Origin of the sequence: Devosia sp. Root413D1 (assembly GCF_001425235.1) — a bacterium.
In the GTDB taxonomy this organism is placed as follows: domain Bacteria; phylum Pseudomonadota; class Alphaproteobacteria; order Rhizobiales; family Devosiaceae; genus Devosia_A.
This window is the reverse complement of record NZ_LMEA01000011.1, coordinates 867239-881409: the sequence shown is the minus strand read 5'-3', so window position 1 is coordinate 881409 and position 14171 is coordinate 867239. Positions and strand designations below refer to the sequence as shown.

General features: G+C 65.0%; 11 protein-coding genes and 3 riboswitches. Of the genes, 6 read left to right on the top strand and 5 right to left on the bottom strand.

Going from position 1 to position 14171, the window contains the following annotated elements:
* Positions 1–155: 155 nt before the first annotated feature.
* Positions 156–491 carry a hypothetical protein gene (locus ASC89_RS21525; RefSeq protein ID WP_156384710.1) on the bottom strand — a complete coding sequence of 112 codons (336 nt, stop codon included), beginning with the start codon at positions 489–491 and terminating at the stop codon, positions 156–158.
* Positions 492–918: 427 nt separating this feature from the next.
* Here ASC89_RS21525 and ASC89_RS21520 point away from each other — a divergent pair, with 427 nt between their 5' ends.
* The 4 genes from ASC89_RS21520 to ASC89_RS21510 all read left to right on the top strand — a co-directional run bounded on the left by ASC89_RS21520 (position 919) and on the right by ASC89_RS21510 (position 2195).
* On the top strand, positions 919–1155 hold the full coding sequence (locus ASC89_RS21520) for a hypothetical protein (protein ID WP_055883708.1): 237 nt from the start codon (positions 919–921) through the stop codon (positions 1153–1155).
* Positions 1156–1216: 61 nt separating this feature from the next.
* The gene (locus ASC89_RS21515; protein ID WP_162247978.1) at positions 1217–1600 is read left to right on the top strand and encodes a response regulator; all 384 of its coding nucleotides are present in this window, start codon (positions 1217–1219) and stop codon (positions 1598–1600) included.
* A gap of 49 nt (positions 1601–1649) precedes the next feature.
* Positions 1650–1820 (top strand): hypothetical protein, encoded by a 171-nt coding sequence (locus tag ASC89_RS28545; protein WP_156384709.1) that lies wholly within the window; start codon positions 1650–1652, stop codon positions 1818–1820.
* 54 nt (positions 1821–1874) lie between these two features.
* On the top strand, positions 1875–2195 hold the full coding sequence (locus ASC89_RS21510) for a hypothetical protein (RefSeq protein WP_055883703.1): 321 nt from the start codon (positions 1875–1877) through the stop codon (positions 2193–2195).
* 4 nt (positions 2196–2199) lie between these two features.
* On the opposite strand, the gene ASC89_RS21505 is transcribed toward ASC89_RS21510, so the two are convergent.
* A complete protein-coding gene (locus tag ASC89_RS21505; protein ID WP_082533511.1) occupies positions 2200–4482 on the bottom strand; it encodes an autotransporter outer membrane beta-barrel domain-containing protein in 2283 nt (760 codons plus the stop codon).
* A 126-nt stretch (positions 4483–4608) separates the two neighbouring features.
* Entirely contained in the window at positions 4609–5655 is a 1047-nt protein-coding gene (locus ASC89_RS21500) for a glycosyl transferase family 90 (protein WP_082533510.1), read from the bottom strand.
* A gap of 314 nt (positions 5656–5969) precedes the next feature.
* On the opposite strand from ASC89_RS21500, the gene ASC89_RS21495 reads away from it, so the two are divergent.
* Positions 5970–6491: a hypothetical protein gene (locus ASC89_RS21495; protein WP_056001604.1), complete on the top strand. Its 522-nt coding sequence runs from the start codon at positions 5970–5972 to the stop codon at positions 6489–6491.
* 105 nt (positions 6492–6596) lie between these two features.
* On the opposite strand, the gene ASC89_RS21490 is transcribed toward ASC89_RS21495, so the two are convergent.
* Together ASC89_RS21490 and ASC89_RS21485 are read right to left on the bottom strand one after the other, a co-directional pair.
* A complete protein-coding gene (locus ASC89_RS21490) occupies positions 6597–7694 on the bottom strand; it encodes a ribonucleotide-diphosphate reductase subunit beta (protein ID WP_082533509.1) in 1098 nt (365 codons plus the stop codon).
* Between the two features lie 141 nt (positions 7695–7835).
* Positions 7836–10718 carry a ribonucleoside-diphosphate reductase subunit alpha gene (locus tag ASC89_RS21485; RefSeq protein WP_056001601.1) on the bottom strand — a complete coding sequence of 961 codons (2883 nt, stop codon included), beginning with the start codon at positions 10716–10718 and terminating at the stop codon, positions 7836–7838.
* A gap of 111 nt (positions 10719–10829) precedes the next feature.
* Positions 10830–10983, bottom strand: a riboswitch (cobalamin riboswitch).
* 209 nt (positions 10984–11192) lie between these two features.
* Positions 11193–11347, bottom strand: a riboswitch (cobalamin riboswitch).
* 89 nt (positions 11348–11436) lie between these two features.
* A riboswitch (cobalamin riboswitch) is annotated at positions 11437–11629 on the top strand.
* A gap of 221 nt (positions 11630–11850) precedes the next feature.
* Here ASC89_RS21485 and metE point away from each other — a divergent pair.
* Positions 11851–14103 carry a 5-methyltetrahydropteroyltriglutamate--homocysteine S-methyltransferase gene (gene metE, locus ASC89_RS21480; protein WP_056001600.1) on the top strand — a complete coding sequence of 751 codons (2253 nt, stop codon included), beginning with the start codon at positions 11851–11853 and terminating at the stop codon, positions 14101–14103.
* Positions 14104–14171 lie beyond the last annotated feature (68 nt).

Below are 14171 nucleotides of genomic sequence, written 5' to 3'. Positions count from 1 at the left end.
CGCTCGAGCAGCCCGCCTCCCGGCGCAGCCTTGGGGACAAGCTTCAGCTGCTTGGGCTTTTTGGCTTCGCGATTGCCGTGTTTCTGGCCTTTTGCCATAGCGGGCTCCTTCTGCACCGGAGTGCGTGGTGAGGTGGATCTGAGGGGTGGTAAGGTTCAGGCGGGCAGCCGGAATGCCAGCTCGGCGCGTTGCCAGAGGCCGGCGAGGCCGTTGCCGTTCCGCCCCGCCGGTCGCGGCGATGCGGCTCGCGGTGCATGGACACCAAGCGCCCACCGGCTGGCAAAGTAGCCATGGCTTTGGAGCGCCGCCTCGATGATCTCGCGACGGGAGGCAAGCAGCGCGTCGCTGTCCGAAATGGTGGCGAGGTAGCGCCAGGATTTGCCCGTCGGGTGGCGCGGCAGCGCCGCGACGTTATCGGCAGCGACAATCAGGGATGGACCGGACGCCCGTGCTCCACCGCGGTCTCCCGTGGCGTAAATCTCCAGAAGCACTTGAAAATCCTTAGTCTGCCCGACGCCGCATGAAATCATGGGACATCCGTCGACACATCAGCTTGGGCAGCGGAAAGCTCGTCATTCATGCGCCCTTGTCGACGCCATGTCCAATCTATTCCGCAGGACACGTATATGTCATAAAATACTTGTACATCCGAGGATTAGTCGGAAAAATACCTGCCTATGTCGGTTTCTTTATTTTAACCGCATCGCCTTGTTTTTACCGACGTCGGCCGCCATATAGGAGCAACGTTACAGCCATCGTTGGCTCTGATCGTCCGGCTCGCCGGCCATCCTGGTCCCCCTCGTTTGCAACGTTGTCGCTTTGTCGCCTGTCGCGACCAAGCAGCCGGTGCGTGCGCGCCGAGCGCGGTCGCACCGCCATAACCGCCTGCAATGCAGCGTTTCTCGAGGAGGTTTCGCCATGACCACGATGTATTTCGTCCAGGGCTTCAGGGCCAAGGGGCGGAAGCTCGATCCCGATATGCCACAGCCGGCCAGAAGCCCGGAGGCGGCCATTGCCGCTGCCGAACGCATGGGGCCGACCCGCGCCGGCGTCTGGGCCTACTCGGCCAATATCGATCAGGAAACCGATACCTACGACGAGCCGCAGCTGCTGTTCCGCACTGGCACCCTGCCGCCGGGGCTGCTGGGAGACTGAGCGCCCCCAAGTCTTTCGGCCGAAGCGTCTTTCGACACTCAGGTCCCGAGGAGGATGAATGATGAGCGACGAGCAGACCAAGCGCATTCTCGTCCTCGAGGACGACCCACAAACCGGGGTGCTGATCGAAACCTGCCTGACCGAGGCCGGCTATGTCGTCCACCTTGCCGAGGCGGTCCCCGGTGCCCTGCACCTGATCGACGACCTCGCCTTCGACGCGGCGGTTCTCGACTATTGCATCGGCACCAATACCGCGCTGCAGGTCGCCCAGTCGCTGCGCGTCCGCCTGATCCCCTTCGTCTTCTGCACGGCGGATGACGACCTGCCGGTGGAGTTCGAGGACGTGCCGGTGCTCGGCAAGCCATTTCTGCCGGAGGACATGGTCGGCGTGGTCCGCAGCGTGTTTGGGCCGCCGCGCCTGTGGCGCCGAGCTGTCGGCCAGTAACCCGGCTCTCGGCCGGCGCCATTCCCTACACCAACCCAAGGAGCTCATGATGAGCGACGACCAGAACGATACCAAACCCAAGCAGCAATATACTGCCGGGTTTCTCGCCAACTCCTTTGGCCTGACGCTCCAGCAGGCGCGGGACATCCTCGACAAGGCCAACGGCCTGCGCGACACCGCCGCCGAGATGGCGCGCGTGCTGCGCTACCGGCAGCCCTGAGCCCGCTCGAGCCCTGCCGGCAGCCGCCGGCTGTCCATCCGATGAGGCGCGCCCGTGCCGGATAAACTGCGCAAGGCCAATGCCCGCGCCGCGGCGACGCGCTACGCGCCCAAGCCTGACGGCTCCACCCTCACCTATGGCCTGATCGCCGTCTCGCTGCTGGCCCTGGCGCTCGCCCTTTATGGCGGCTTCTACCAGGTCGACATGCTGGCCCAACCGGTGCCGCTGGTCCTCGCGGGCTTCGGCGCCTTCTGCCTCGGCATCGCCTTCCGGCTGCGCCTGCAGCGCCGCCACACCGCGGCTTATGAAGCCGAGTATGCACTGCGGCAACGCGAAGGCGAAGCCGAGGCGACCGAAGAGCGTTCGGCGCCCTGAGCCCTCAAAACGGCTTGCGATATCCCAGTTGCCCGGTGGCGGAGAGGCCGGTCGGGTCGAACGCGACTTCCGAGCGGGCCTCGAGACTTCCGCCATCGGCCAGCCGATAGGCGAAGTCCACACCGGCAAAGCTGCCATAGCGCGTGCCGGTATTGCCCGGATCGAAGGCGATGGGTTGCCCCGCCAGTTCCGCCGTGACGCTGCTCTGGCGGTGGGTCAGGTCGAGCCCGGCGCGGAGGGTCGTGGTCGCCACATCGCTCGCCGCGAGGGTCAGCGCCAGTTGCAGCCGCAACTCGGCCTGTTCCACGGTGCGCGCATCGACGACGAGGGTGTCGGCCGCGCCGCTCTCGGCGTAGCCGTCGAGCTCCAGCCGCGTATAGCGGGCCCTGAGGCTGGGGGTCAGCACGCCCAGCGGCGTATCGAGGTTGAACCCCAGCGTCGCCGCTGGGGTGAAGGCGTAGCCCGCCGTCTCGGCGCTCGCCTCGGCGAGGCCTCCGTCAACCAGGTTGTCGGCGACGCTGCGGCGGCTGTCGATGCCGACAATGCCGAGCGCGGCGTAGAAATCGGCAAAGACGCTGCCCCGCGCGAAACCCAGATGCGCCCCGACGATGCCGCCGGTCAGGTTGGTTTCCTGGCTCGCGGCAACCTCGCCGGCAGCCGCCGCGCCGCCGATGAAGGCGCCGGCGCTGAGCCCGTCGCCCGGCTTGAACTCGAGGCCGGCGACCAACCCACCGAGGCCATAGCCATAGCCGGCCAGCTCGTCGCTGCCCGCTTGCCGATCGAACCCGCCAGCCCCTGAGAGCCAGGCGGAGACGTCGCATTCGGCCTCGGTCTCTTCCCCGACGCACAGGCCGGAACCTCTTTCAGCGCCCGAGAGGGAGCCGAGGAGGGCGAGGCTCATGTCATCGGCGAGCGCGAACCCCGCCCGATCGAGCACCGCGATGCTGTTGCCGGTGATCACCGCCGGGTTGCCCCCGACGATCACCGTCCCGGGCATTCCGGCGCCGATAAAGCTCATCCGGGCGTTGAGGCCGGGGCCGAAGCTCACGGTGTTGCCGGTGCCGGTAAAGCGGATGTTCCCATCGATCGCCGTGCCGGCCAGAAGCTCGAGGCGCGCGGCGCCATTCTCGAACTCGATGGCGTTCGACTGCGCTGAGGCAATGCGGCCGGAATTGACGATGCTGGCATTGGTGCCTTCGATCAGGATGCCCCTGGCGCCGATGCCGGTCGTCGCGATCGAACCACGATTGATGATCAGCGCATGATCGGCGAAAGGCGCCGCCTCGATGCCGTTCGCAGCGATGCCAATCTCGGAATCTCCGGTGGTGCGGATCGAGCCGTCGTTTTCCATCACGATGCCGTTGCCCAGCAGCAGCACCCCCGCCGCGCGCAGGCCACTGGTCTTGATCGTACCGGCGTTGAGGAGGTGGCCGTTATTGCCGCCCCAATAGATGCCCCTGGCTGACCGGCCGGTCGTCACAACCGTTCCGTAGTTATGGGCGTATATGCCGTCCAGGCCGCCGGTATTGTTGAAAATCCCGGTGCCGAAATCTCCCGTGGTGGAGACGAGGCCATAATTTTCGATCCGTCCACCCAGTCCGACGGCGAGGCCAAACCCGTTCGATCCCTGGATCAGCACTGAGCCGTAGTTGACGAGGTAGCCATCTTCGCTGGCCGCGACCCCGCTGCTGCCGGTCGATTGGATGGTTCCGTAGTTGACGAAGTTCGCATGCAGCCCGGTCAGGTAGACAGCGAGCGAAGACCCATCGGCAGCGATCGTTCCGTTGTTGGTAAGCGTGGCGGCGTCGCCATCGAGGCGGACGCCGAACCCCGCATCGACGTGGATCAGCCCGTCATTGACGATGTCGGCAGATCCGCCCGTTGCGTCAATTCCGTTGGCGTTGCTGCCTGAGGTGTCGATGGTGCCGGCATTATGGATGCTGACGTTCTGCCCCGTCGACCGGAGGCCATAGGCGCCGGCGCCAACCGTTTCGATCAGGCCGAAATTGTCGAGCCGCTGGTCGTCGCCGATCATGTTGACGCCCAAGCCGGCCGCCGGTTTCAGCGTCCCGCCGAGCTCGATCAGCCCGATATTGCCGGTCCCGGTCATGGTCCGCGTGGTGACGGCGGTCGAGCCGCTGCTGACGGTGAAGCTCTGGGCCGAGGCCGGCGAGAGCATGGTCCCCAGCAACAGGGCCGAGCAGAGCGCCAGCAAGCAGAGTCGTGCCACACCCACGTTGCCGCGGCGACCGGCAAAAGAGAATCCGGCCAGCATACGCGTGTTCATAGAGCCCCCGTCGTCTCAGGGGACGTTGTCAGACGATTGTTGTGGGATTGTTTGATCGAAGGGTGGGGCGGCTCGGCGGCCTGAGCTTCAACAGGCAACCCGCAATCCCCGCTTCTTGCTGCAGGGTCATTGGTGTCCGCGCTGGCGCTGCCAGTTGGCCTCGATCAACGCGACGGCCTCCGCTGTCGCCGCGCTCAGCGTCATCTCCAGCGCCAGCTGCCTTCCCCGCTGCGCGATATCGCGGCATTCGGCGTCGTGGCTGCGCACCCAGTCGAACCGCTCGATGAGATCGGACAGATCTGCTGCAACGGGCACGTAGTGTTCCCACGGGCGCAGCCGGTCATAGTACCACTGCCGGAAGCCGTGCCGGCTCTCGACCTTCAGCACGCAGCACCCGAACAGCAACCGCGTGAAGAGATTCGACCAGGCGTTGGAGAACCCATCGATGTCGAGCGCATATTTCCGCTCCAGCCAGCTGTCCGGCGCCAGCTGAAGGCCCACGACTCCAAGCTGCTGGTAGAGCGCGGGCCCGGCGTGGCGATGCCAGGCCGGGGCAAACTTCACGTCGGTATCGGGCACGTGGCGCAGCAGCAGGCAGGCCAGCAGCCGTTGCGAGCAGAGGTCGGGGCGGCTGTGCGCCATGTCGGGGTCGAAGCTGAGCTGGGAGTTCATACCGCCCCGCCACACCAGCGCCGCGCTACGGTCGTTCCACGGCAACGCCCGCTCCAGACTCTGCTTTCGCTCGGCCGCATAGCCGCGGTTCTCGAAGAACGCCGGATCGGGGAGCGGCGTGACGTCGGGCAGAAGTGCCGAGGGCGAGAAGGTCGCCGCCGACGGCTGGTCACCATCGGACAGCGTGACGCTGATCGAGCCGACCTTCTCGCTGCTGCGCAACAGCCAGTACACGTAGGAGCGCAGCCTCGGGGCGCCATTTCGGCGGGTCCGCTTGGGGTCCAAGCTCGAGAGCCGCACCTCGAGGCCAGCCGCGCCACGCCCGATTACTGCGTCGTACAGGCAGGCAATTGCCGGATCGAGCCGGATTGCAGTCTCCGGTACCGGCACGACGAAGTCGGGGCCCAGTGAGCGCACTGCCGCCGATGCCGCTTCAACTAGCCCCCGCTGCAGCCGACCTGTCCTGAGCCGTGTCGCCAGCGCCTGAAATGCTGAAGGCATGAAAAGACCCCGAAAAGAGCGTATTGCAGGCCGCCACCCTGGCGTCAAATCCTCTCAGCCGATAGATATTGTAGTGATCTTGCCCGAGGTCGTTGATCTGCTCCCCCTGGTTACCCCCCCGGGAGCTGCGGCAGCCGGCTGAGGATGTGCCTGAGCGTATCGTGCCGGCGAGCCCAGGGCTCGTCCTCCATGAGCCCGGCAACGTTGCTGCGGAAGCGGTTTCATTCACTTCTACGCAAAGCAACAAGTCCATTTTACTCTTTGTTCTATTGTCTGTGGACAAGTGATGCCATTGCAGAAGGAGAGATTCTTGGATGCCTTTGAGTTACAAGTCGCAGATTGAGCTCATTTTTCCGCCGGCGGTCTTTGAGGACGCAAACATAGGATCCATCCTCCAGCAACTTGGCATCCAGCTGGAGTCGAAGGGCAACAAGATATTGCTGTTCACCGATGCCCGCACGGTCGCGGCCCTCAATGCCGCCGACGACAGGCTCCAGGAAATCATGCGACAGAGCGGTATCGGTCTTGTCGTCTATGGCTGGAACAAGCAGGGGCGGGCCGAATTTGTGCTCCAAAAGCTGCGCGAAATGACGCGAACTCACGCGGGCGAACAGCTCAAGATGGCAGTTTTCCGCCTGCACCTCTTTGTCAAGGATGGCATGCTCGGCAAACTCCACCCCAACCCCTTTGCGGCGCCGCATTCGACCGTCGATCCGTCTGACCGGTTCGATCTCACTGCTGCCCTGAACGAGATGATGTCACCGCAGCAGCTCCATGCCCCGAAAGCACCGGACCACCTGAGAGCTTCCCGGGTCTTCGGTCGCCGCAACGCCTGACCGCGGCGTACGGTTTTGCGGGAGGTTGGAGCCTGCTCGGCGTGACCGGTCGGGGCGTGCAGCAGAGGGGCGCGCGGGCATAGCCGCAACGCGCCCCTTTAAGGCTCAATCCCAGCTCAGGGCGCCCCCGTTCTGGTATTCGATGACGCGGGTCTCGAAGAAGTTCTTCTCTTTTTTCAGATCCATCGCCTCGCTCATCCAGGGGAACGGGTTTTCGGTCTCGCCGAACACCGAGGCGAGGCCGAGCTGGGCGCAGCGGCGGTTGGCGATGAAGTGCATGTATTGCTCGCAGAGCGCCGCGTTGAGGCCGAGAAAGCCCCTCGGCATGGTGTCGCGGCTATAGGCGGCTTCGAGCTCGGCGGCCTTCCTGATCATGTCGCGCACTTCGGTCTGGAACTCGGGCGTCCAGACATGCGGGTTCTCCGCCTTGATCTGGTTGATCACGTCGATGCCGAAGTTCAGATGGATGCTCTCGTCGCGCAGGATATACTGGTACTGCTCGGCGATGCCGACCATCTTGTTGCGGCGGCCCAGCGACAGGATCTGCGCGAAGCCGGTATAGAACCACATGCCCTCGAAGATCACGTAGAAGGCAATCAGGTCGCGCACGAACGCGCGGTCGGTATCGGGCGTGCCGGTGGTAAAATCCGGATCGTCGAGGTGCTGGGTGAAGTTCAGTGCCCAGGCCGCCTTGTCGGTGATCGAGGGCACCTCGCGATACATGTTGAACAGCTCGCCCTCATCGAGGCCGAGGCTCTCGACGATGTACTGGAAGGTGTGGGTGTGCACCGCCTCCTCGAAGGCCTGGCGCAGCAGATATTGCCGGCATTCCGGGTTGGTGAGGTGCCGGTAGATCGCCAAGACGATGTTGTTGGCGACGAGGCTTTCCGAGGCGGCAAAGAAGCCGAGATTGCGCTTCAGCGTGTGGCGCTCGTCATCGGTGAGGCCATCCTTCGATTTCCACAGTGCGATGTCGGCCTGCATGGAGACTTCGGTCGGCATCCAGTGGTTGTTGCAGCCGGCGAGGTATTTCTCCCAGGCCCATTTGTACTTCAGCGGCAGCAGCTGGTTCACGTCGGCGCGGCAGTTGATCATCGCCTTGTCGTCGACCGAGACACGGCCGCCGGCGCGATCGATGCGGGCTTCGGGAGCAGGGGCGGGGAGGTGGTTATTGGGTAGGTCCTGGGACCAATCGAGGGACATGGCGGGAAATCCTTGTTTAGTTGCTGCCCCTCACCCCGACCCTCTCCCCAGTGGGGAGAGGGGGCGATGGAGCTGTGACGGTTCAGCTTGCGTCCCCTCTCCCCTCCGGGGAGAGGGTTAGGGTGAGGGGAAGGTCAGCACTTACTGGCAGGCTTCGCAGTCGGGGTCGTCGATCAGGCAGGCCGGCCCATCGAGCACGGCCATTTCCAACGCCAGCTTCTTCGGCGCCTCGACCACCGGCGCAACCGCAACCGCCGGCGTCACCGCCACGGCGTTGAGCTTGCCGTCTGTCCCCTTCAGCGTCGATTTCTCGACATGCGTCGCCGAGCGCGAACGCAGGTAATAGGTGGTCTTCAGCCCCGCCTTCCAGGCGCTGCGATAGAGCGTGTCCAGCGCCTTGCCCGAGGGGTTGGCGAGGTAGAGGTTCAGCGATTGTGCCTGGTCGATCCATTTCTGCCGGCGCGAGGCGGCGGCGATCAGCCAGCCCGCATCGAGCTCGAACGCCGTGGCGTAGATGGCCTTGAGGTCGTCGGGCACCCGGCCGATCTGGCCGACCGAGCCGTCGAAATATTTGAGGTCGGAGATCATCACCTCGTCCCACAGGCCACGGGCCTTGAGGTCGCGCACCAGCAGCGCGTTCACCACGGTGAAATCGCCCGACATGTTCGATTTGACGTAGAGGTTCTGGTAGCCCGGCTCGATCGACTGGCTCACCCCGCAGATGTTCGAGATGGTGGCAGTCGGGGCAATCGCCATGGTGTTGGAGTTGCGCATCCCAACCGTCTTGACCCGCTGGCGGAGCGTCTCCCAGTCGAGCCGCTGGGTGCGGTCGATATGGATCTCGCTGCGGGTGGCGGCGAGCATTTCGAGGCTGTCGATCGGCAGTACGCCCTTCGACCACAGTGAGCCCTGGAACGAGGCGTAAGCGCCGCGCTCTTCGGCGAGGTTAGTCGAGGCGGTGATGGCGTAGTAGCTGATCGCCTCCATCGAGCGGTCGGCGAACTCCACCGCAGCATCCGAGCCATAGGCGATGCCCTGCGCCTGCAGCGCATCGGCAAAGCCCATCAGCCCCAGGCCGACCGGGCGGTGGCGGAGGTTGGAGCGGCGGGCTTCCGGGATGGTGTAGAAGTTGATGTCGACGACATTGTCGAGCATCCGCATCGCGGTAGCGACGGTCCGCTGCAGCCGCTCGAGGTCGAGGCCTTGGTCGCCGATGTGGGCCAGGAGGTTGATCGAGCCGAGATTGCAGACCGCCACCTCGTCCTTGCTGGTATTCAGCGTGATCTCGGTACAGAGGTTGGACGAGTGCACCACGCCGACATGCTGCTGCGGCGAGCGGATGTTGCAGGGGTCCTTGAAGGTCACCCAGGGGTGGCCGGTCTCGAACAGCATGGTCAGCATCCTGCGCCACAGATCGAGCGCCCGGACCGTCTTGAACACCTTGATCTGGCCGGCTGCCGCCTTGGCTTCATAGGCTTCATAGGCCGATTTGAAGGCCGGGCCGTAGAGATCGTGCAGGTCCGGCGTTTCGTCGGGCGAGAACAGCGTCCAGTCGGCGCCGGCTTCGACGCGCTCCATGAACAGGTCCGGTACCCAGTTGGCAGTGTTCATGTCGTGGGTGCGGCGGCGGTCGTCGCCGGTGTTCTTGCGCAAATCGAGGAACTCCTCGATATCGACGTGCCAGGTCTCGAGATAGGCGCAGACCGCGCCTTTGCGCTTGCCGCCCTGGTTCACGGCGATGGCGGTGTCGTTGGCCACCTTGAGGAACGGCACCACGCCCTGGCTCTCGCCATTGGTGCCCTTGATATGGGCACCGAGCCCCCGCACCGGGGTCCAGTCATTGCCGAGCCCGCCGGAATATTTGGCGAGCAGCGCGTTGTCCTTCACCGCCTTGAAGATGCCGTCGAGGTCGTCGGCGACGGTGGTGAGAAAGCAGCTCGAGAGCTGCGGCCGCAGCGTTCCCGCGTTGAACAAGGTCGGGGTCGAGGCCATGAAGTCGAAGCTCGAGAGCAGGTTGTAGAATTCGATGGCGCGGGCTTCGCGGTCGATCTCACGCACCGCGAGGCCCATGGCGACGCGCATGAAAAACGCCTGCGGCAGCTCGAACACCGTGCCGGCGGCATGGAGGAAATAGCGGTCGTAGAGCGTCTGCAGCCCCAGATACTGGAACTGCTGGTCGCGCTCCGGCCGCAGCGCCGCGGCGATGCGGGCGATGTCGAAGCGGCCCAGTTCCGGGTCGATCAGTTCGAGCCCGATGCCGCGTTCGAGATAGGCGGGGAAATACTCGGCATAGCGGGCCGCCATCTCGGCCTGCGTCGCCTGGTCGGGGCGGCCGGCGAGAAAGCTCAGCGCTTCGCGGCGCAGCTTGTCGTTGAGCAGGCGCGCCGAGACATAGGCGTAATTGGGTTCGGTTTCGACCAGGGTGCGGGTGGCGAGGATCGGCGCCAGCGCCAGCTCCTCGGTGGAAATGCCGTCATAGAGGTTGCGGCGGGTCTCGGTGAGGATGGTCTCGGCGACCACGCCGTCGAGGCCGGCAGAGGCTTCGGCGATGACCGTGGCGAGGCGCGCTTCGTCGAGCGGCGCGCCATCGGCCATGCGGATCGCGGGGGACGCGGGCGCCACCGCCGTGTCGGCGCGGGCCTTGGCGTGCTCCTCGCGGTAGAGCACATAGGCGCGGGCGACCTTCTGGTGTTCGCCGCGCATCAGCGCCAGCTCGACCTGATCCTGCACGTCCTCGATATGGAACACCCGGCCATCCTTGGCCCGGCGGACCAAAGCCGCCACCACTTCCTCGGTCAGTTGCTCGACGATTTCGTGCACCCGGCGCGAGGCGGCCGCCTTGTTGCCTTCGACCGCCAGGAACGCCTTGGTCAGCGCCACGGCAATCTTGCTCTGATCGAACGGCACAGTGCCGCCATTGCGCTTCAGCAGCGAGAAGCCCGGCGCATTGGCCGCGTGCGGCTCGGGTGAGGTGACGACAACCGGGCGGCCGGTGTCGGAATGGACGATCTCTGAAGTGGACATGTGCCTCAAGTAACCCCGTGAGTGGCAGCGGGGCTTTCCGAGGTCGCGAAACGGCGCGCAGGCGCAACTGGCCCAAGCGTTTTCGCGGCCAACCGGTGCACCCCGCCCGTGGACGAACTAACCTGTCGTGGCAGGTATCTGGCTGGCCGGCAGCGCCGGCTATCACAGTTGCGGGGGCAGCGCCGGACTGGAGCAATTGCCCGCACCGGCTTCCCTATTATCACCCGTCCTTGCGACCCGAGTGACCACGACACACTAGATGTAGTGGTCTCGTTCGGGGGTCGCGTCAAGCGAGGATCACGTCTTGATGACGCAATCCTCACTCACGGGTCATTTCCGCCGCTGCGACATGCGAGCGACGATGATCGCGCCGACCACCGGGACCACAGCAAGGAGGAATGGATGAGATAGAACGGCATCAAGCCACGACAAGACATCACTAGTCACAAGGATACCCCGTTAACTGCTCGGTTTTTTGATTGAACCTGTCGTGGCAGGTATCTGGCTGGTCGGCGTAGCCGACTATCACAGTTGCGGGGGCAGCGCCGGACAGGAGCAATTTGCCCGCACCGGCTTCCCTATTATCGCCCGTCCTTGCGACTCAGGCGACCACGACACAGGGCAAAACCTACGCATATTTAGATTCGCGTCAATCTTCGGCCATCGGTGTCATATAAAGGAATCTTTATGTCCCGTTGACAGCGCCCCATCCCTGCGGCAACCTCACCCCGTCCATGGTCCCCGCAAGGGGATAACAGGGAATCCGGTATGGGGGTGGTCCCCAAGTCCGGAGCTGCCCCCGCAACTGTAGGCGGTGATGGGCGCTCAACGAGCCACTGGCGAGAAGCCGGGAAGGCGAGCGTTCAGGATCCCCGCGAGCCAGGAGACCTACCGTGGAAGTGATTGTGCACTTGCAGTCGATCGGGCGGATCGGCGAGAGGACCAGACCATGACGAACCATCGTCACCACTTCCGAATGCGTCGCTGAACCGGCGGCCTTTCGTTGTCGCGCTTTCGAACCGGAAAAGTCTCACAACTTTTCCTGAAAACGCTCCGGCGACCGGCTCCATCCTGATCAGCTTTTTTGCCCGCGCTTTTCGGCGCCGGGCCCGTTCACGCATCGGAAAACACCATGACCCGTTCAGCCAATCTCGGCTTTCCCCGTATCGGCCTCCATCGCGAATTGAAGAAATCCCTTGAAGCCTACTGGAAGGGGGCGATCGACGCAGAGGCCCTCGACGCCTCCGGCCAGGCGCTGCGCGCCCGCCATTGGCAGTTGCAGCGCGACGCCGGGATCGAGGTGATCCCGTCCAACGATTTCAGCTTTTACGACCACGTGCTCGACATGACCGCGACGCTTGGCGCCATCCCGCCACGGTTCGAGGCCATCGCCGACCCGACGGAGCGCTATTTCGCCATGGCGCGCGGCACGGCCGCAGCGCCGGCAATGGAGATGACCAAGTGGTTCGACACCAATTACCACTACATCGTGCCCGAGCTGTATCGCGGCCAGCAGTTCCGCCTCGCCTCGAGCAAGGCGGTCGACGAGGTGCTCGAGGCCAGGGCGCTCGGCATCGAGACGCGGCCGGTGCTGGTCGGTCCGGTCACCTGGCTGAGCCTCGGCAAGCCCAAGGATGACGGGCTCGACCCGCTGACCCTGCTCGACGCCGTGCTGCCGGTTTATGCCGAACTGCTCGGCACGCTGAAGGCGATTGGCGCTGAGTGGGTGCAGATCGACGAGCCGATCCTGGCGCTCGACCACAGCGTGGCGCAACGGGCGGCGCTCCGCCACGCCTATGAGGTGCTGCAGCCCGTGGCGCCGCGGATCATGCTCACCAGCTATTTCGGCGCGCTCGGCGACAATACCGAGTTCGCCGCCGGGCTGCACGTGGCGGGCCTCCATGTCGATCTCGTCCGCGCCCCCGAACAGCTCCCCGCGGTGCTGAAGGCGCTGCCGGCGGACAAGCTGCTGTCGGTCGGCGTCATCGATGGCCGCAATATCTGGCGGGCCGATCTCGACCGGCAGCTGGCGCTGGTCAGCAAGGCATGGGACAGCGTCGGCCCTGATCGGCTCGAGATCGCCCCGTCCTGCTCACTGCTGCACAGCCCGGTGGATCTCGAGGCAGAAACCGAGCTCGACCCCGAGCTACGGTCGTGGCTGGCTTTCGCCACCCAGAAGCTCGGCGAGGTGTCGGCGCTGACCCGCGCCATGCAGAAGGGCCCGGCAGCCGCGAGGGCCGCCTTCGAAGCGAGCGCCGCCGCGGCCCTGTCGCATCGGCAGTCGCCACGCATCCACCGCGCCGAGGTGAAGGGCAGGGCGGCTGCCAGCCTGCCGCTCAATCGCGCCAGTCCGTTCGCCATCCGCCGAGCGGCGCAGCGCCGGCGCTTCGGCCTGCCGGCCTTCCCGACCACCACCATCGGCTCGTTTCCGCAGACGCAGGAAGTGCGCGAGCAGCGCGCCGCGTTCAAGCACGGGCAGATCGACGCGGCTGCCTATGAACGGTTCCTCGAGACGGAGACCGAGCGGGCGGTGCGCATCCAGGAGCGGATCGGCCTCGACGTGCTGGTGCATGGCGAGTTCGAGCGCAACGACATGGTCGAGTACTTTGGCGAGCAGCTCGACGGCTTCGCCTTCACCAGAAACGGCTGGGTGCAATCCTACGGTTCGCGCTGCGTCAAGCCGCCGGTGATTTATGGCGATGTGTCGCGGCCCCAGGCCATGACAGTGCGCTGGTCGGCCTATGCGGCGTCGCTCACCGACAAGCCGATGAAGGGCATGCTCACCGGCCCGGTCACCATCCTGCAATGGAGTTTTGTGCGGGTCGACCAGCCGCGCGCCGAAACCTGCCGGCAGATTGCGCTCGCCATCCGCGACGAGGTGCTCGACCTCGAAGCGGCCGGCATCGGTATCATCCAGATCGACGAGCCGGCACTGCGCGAAGGCCTGCCGCTGCGCCGCAGCGACTGGCAGGAATACCTCCGCTGGGCGGTCGATTGCTTCCGCATCACCGCTTCGGGTGTCACCGACCAGACACAGGTGCACACCCATATGTGCTACGCCGAGTTCAACGATATCATGCCTTCGATCGCTGAGATGGATGCTGACGTGATCTCGATCGAGACCTCGCGCTCGGCCATGGAGCTGCTCGAAGCGTTCCGCGATTTTCGCTACCCCAACGAGATCGGCCCCGGCGTCTGGGACATCCACGCGCCGCGCGTGCCGAGCCAGCCGGAGATGCTGGCGCTGCTGCGGAAGGCCGCGGAGGGCATCCCGGGCGAACAGCTCTGGGTCAACCCGGATTGCGGCCTCAAGACCCGCAACTGGCCGGAGGTCGAGGCATCGTTGCGCAACCTCGTGGAGACAGCCCGACAGTTGCGGGCTTAGTCTTCGGGCGTGGGCGTAAAGTGAGGGGGGCGCTGCCACGGGCGCCCCCATCCCAGGTGTCACCCTGG

Bases quoted from the DNA above. Each gene is read 5' to 3' on its own strand.
- ASC89_RS28545 (WP_156384709.1), top strand. From the start codon at position 1,650: ATGAGCGACGACCAGAACGATACCAAACCCAAGCAGCAATATACTGCC.
- ASC89_RS21485 (WP_056001601.1), bottom strand. From the start codon at position 10,718: ATGTCCACTTCAGAGATCGTCCATTCCGACACCGGCCGCCCGGTTGTC.
- ASC89_RS21515 (WP_162247978.1), top strand. From the start codon at position 1,217: ATGAGCGACGAGCAGACCAAGCGCATTCTCGTCCTCGAGGACGACCCA.
- ASC89_RS21490 (WP_082533509.1), bottom strand. From the start codon at position 7,694: ATGTCCCTCGATTGGTCCCAGGACCTACCCAATAACCACCTCCCCGCC.
- metE (WP_056001600.1), top strand. From the start codon at position 11,851: ATGACCCGTTCAGCCAATCTCGGCTTTCCCCGTATCGGCCTCCATCGC.
- ASC89_RS21505 (WP_082533511.1), bottom strand. From the start codon at position 4,482: ATGAACACGCGTATGCTGGCCGGATTCTCTTTTGCCGGTCGCCGCGGC.
- ASC89_RS21520 (WP_055883708.1), top strand. From the start codon at position 919: ATGACCACGATGTATTTCGTCCAGGGCTTCAGGGCCAAGGGGCGGAAG.
- ASC89_RS21500 (WP_082533510.1), bottom strand. From the start codon at position 5,655: ATGCCTTCAGCATTTCAGGCGCTGGCGACACGGCTCAGGACAGGTCGG.
- ASC89_RS21495 (WP_056001604.1), top strand. From the start codon at position 5,970: ATGCCTTTGAGTTACAAGTCGCAGATTGAGCTCATTTTTCCGCCGGCG.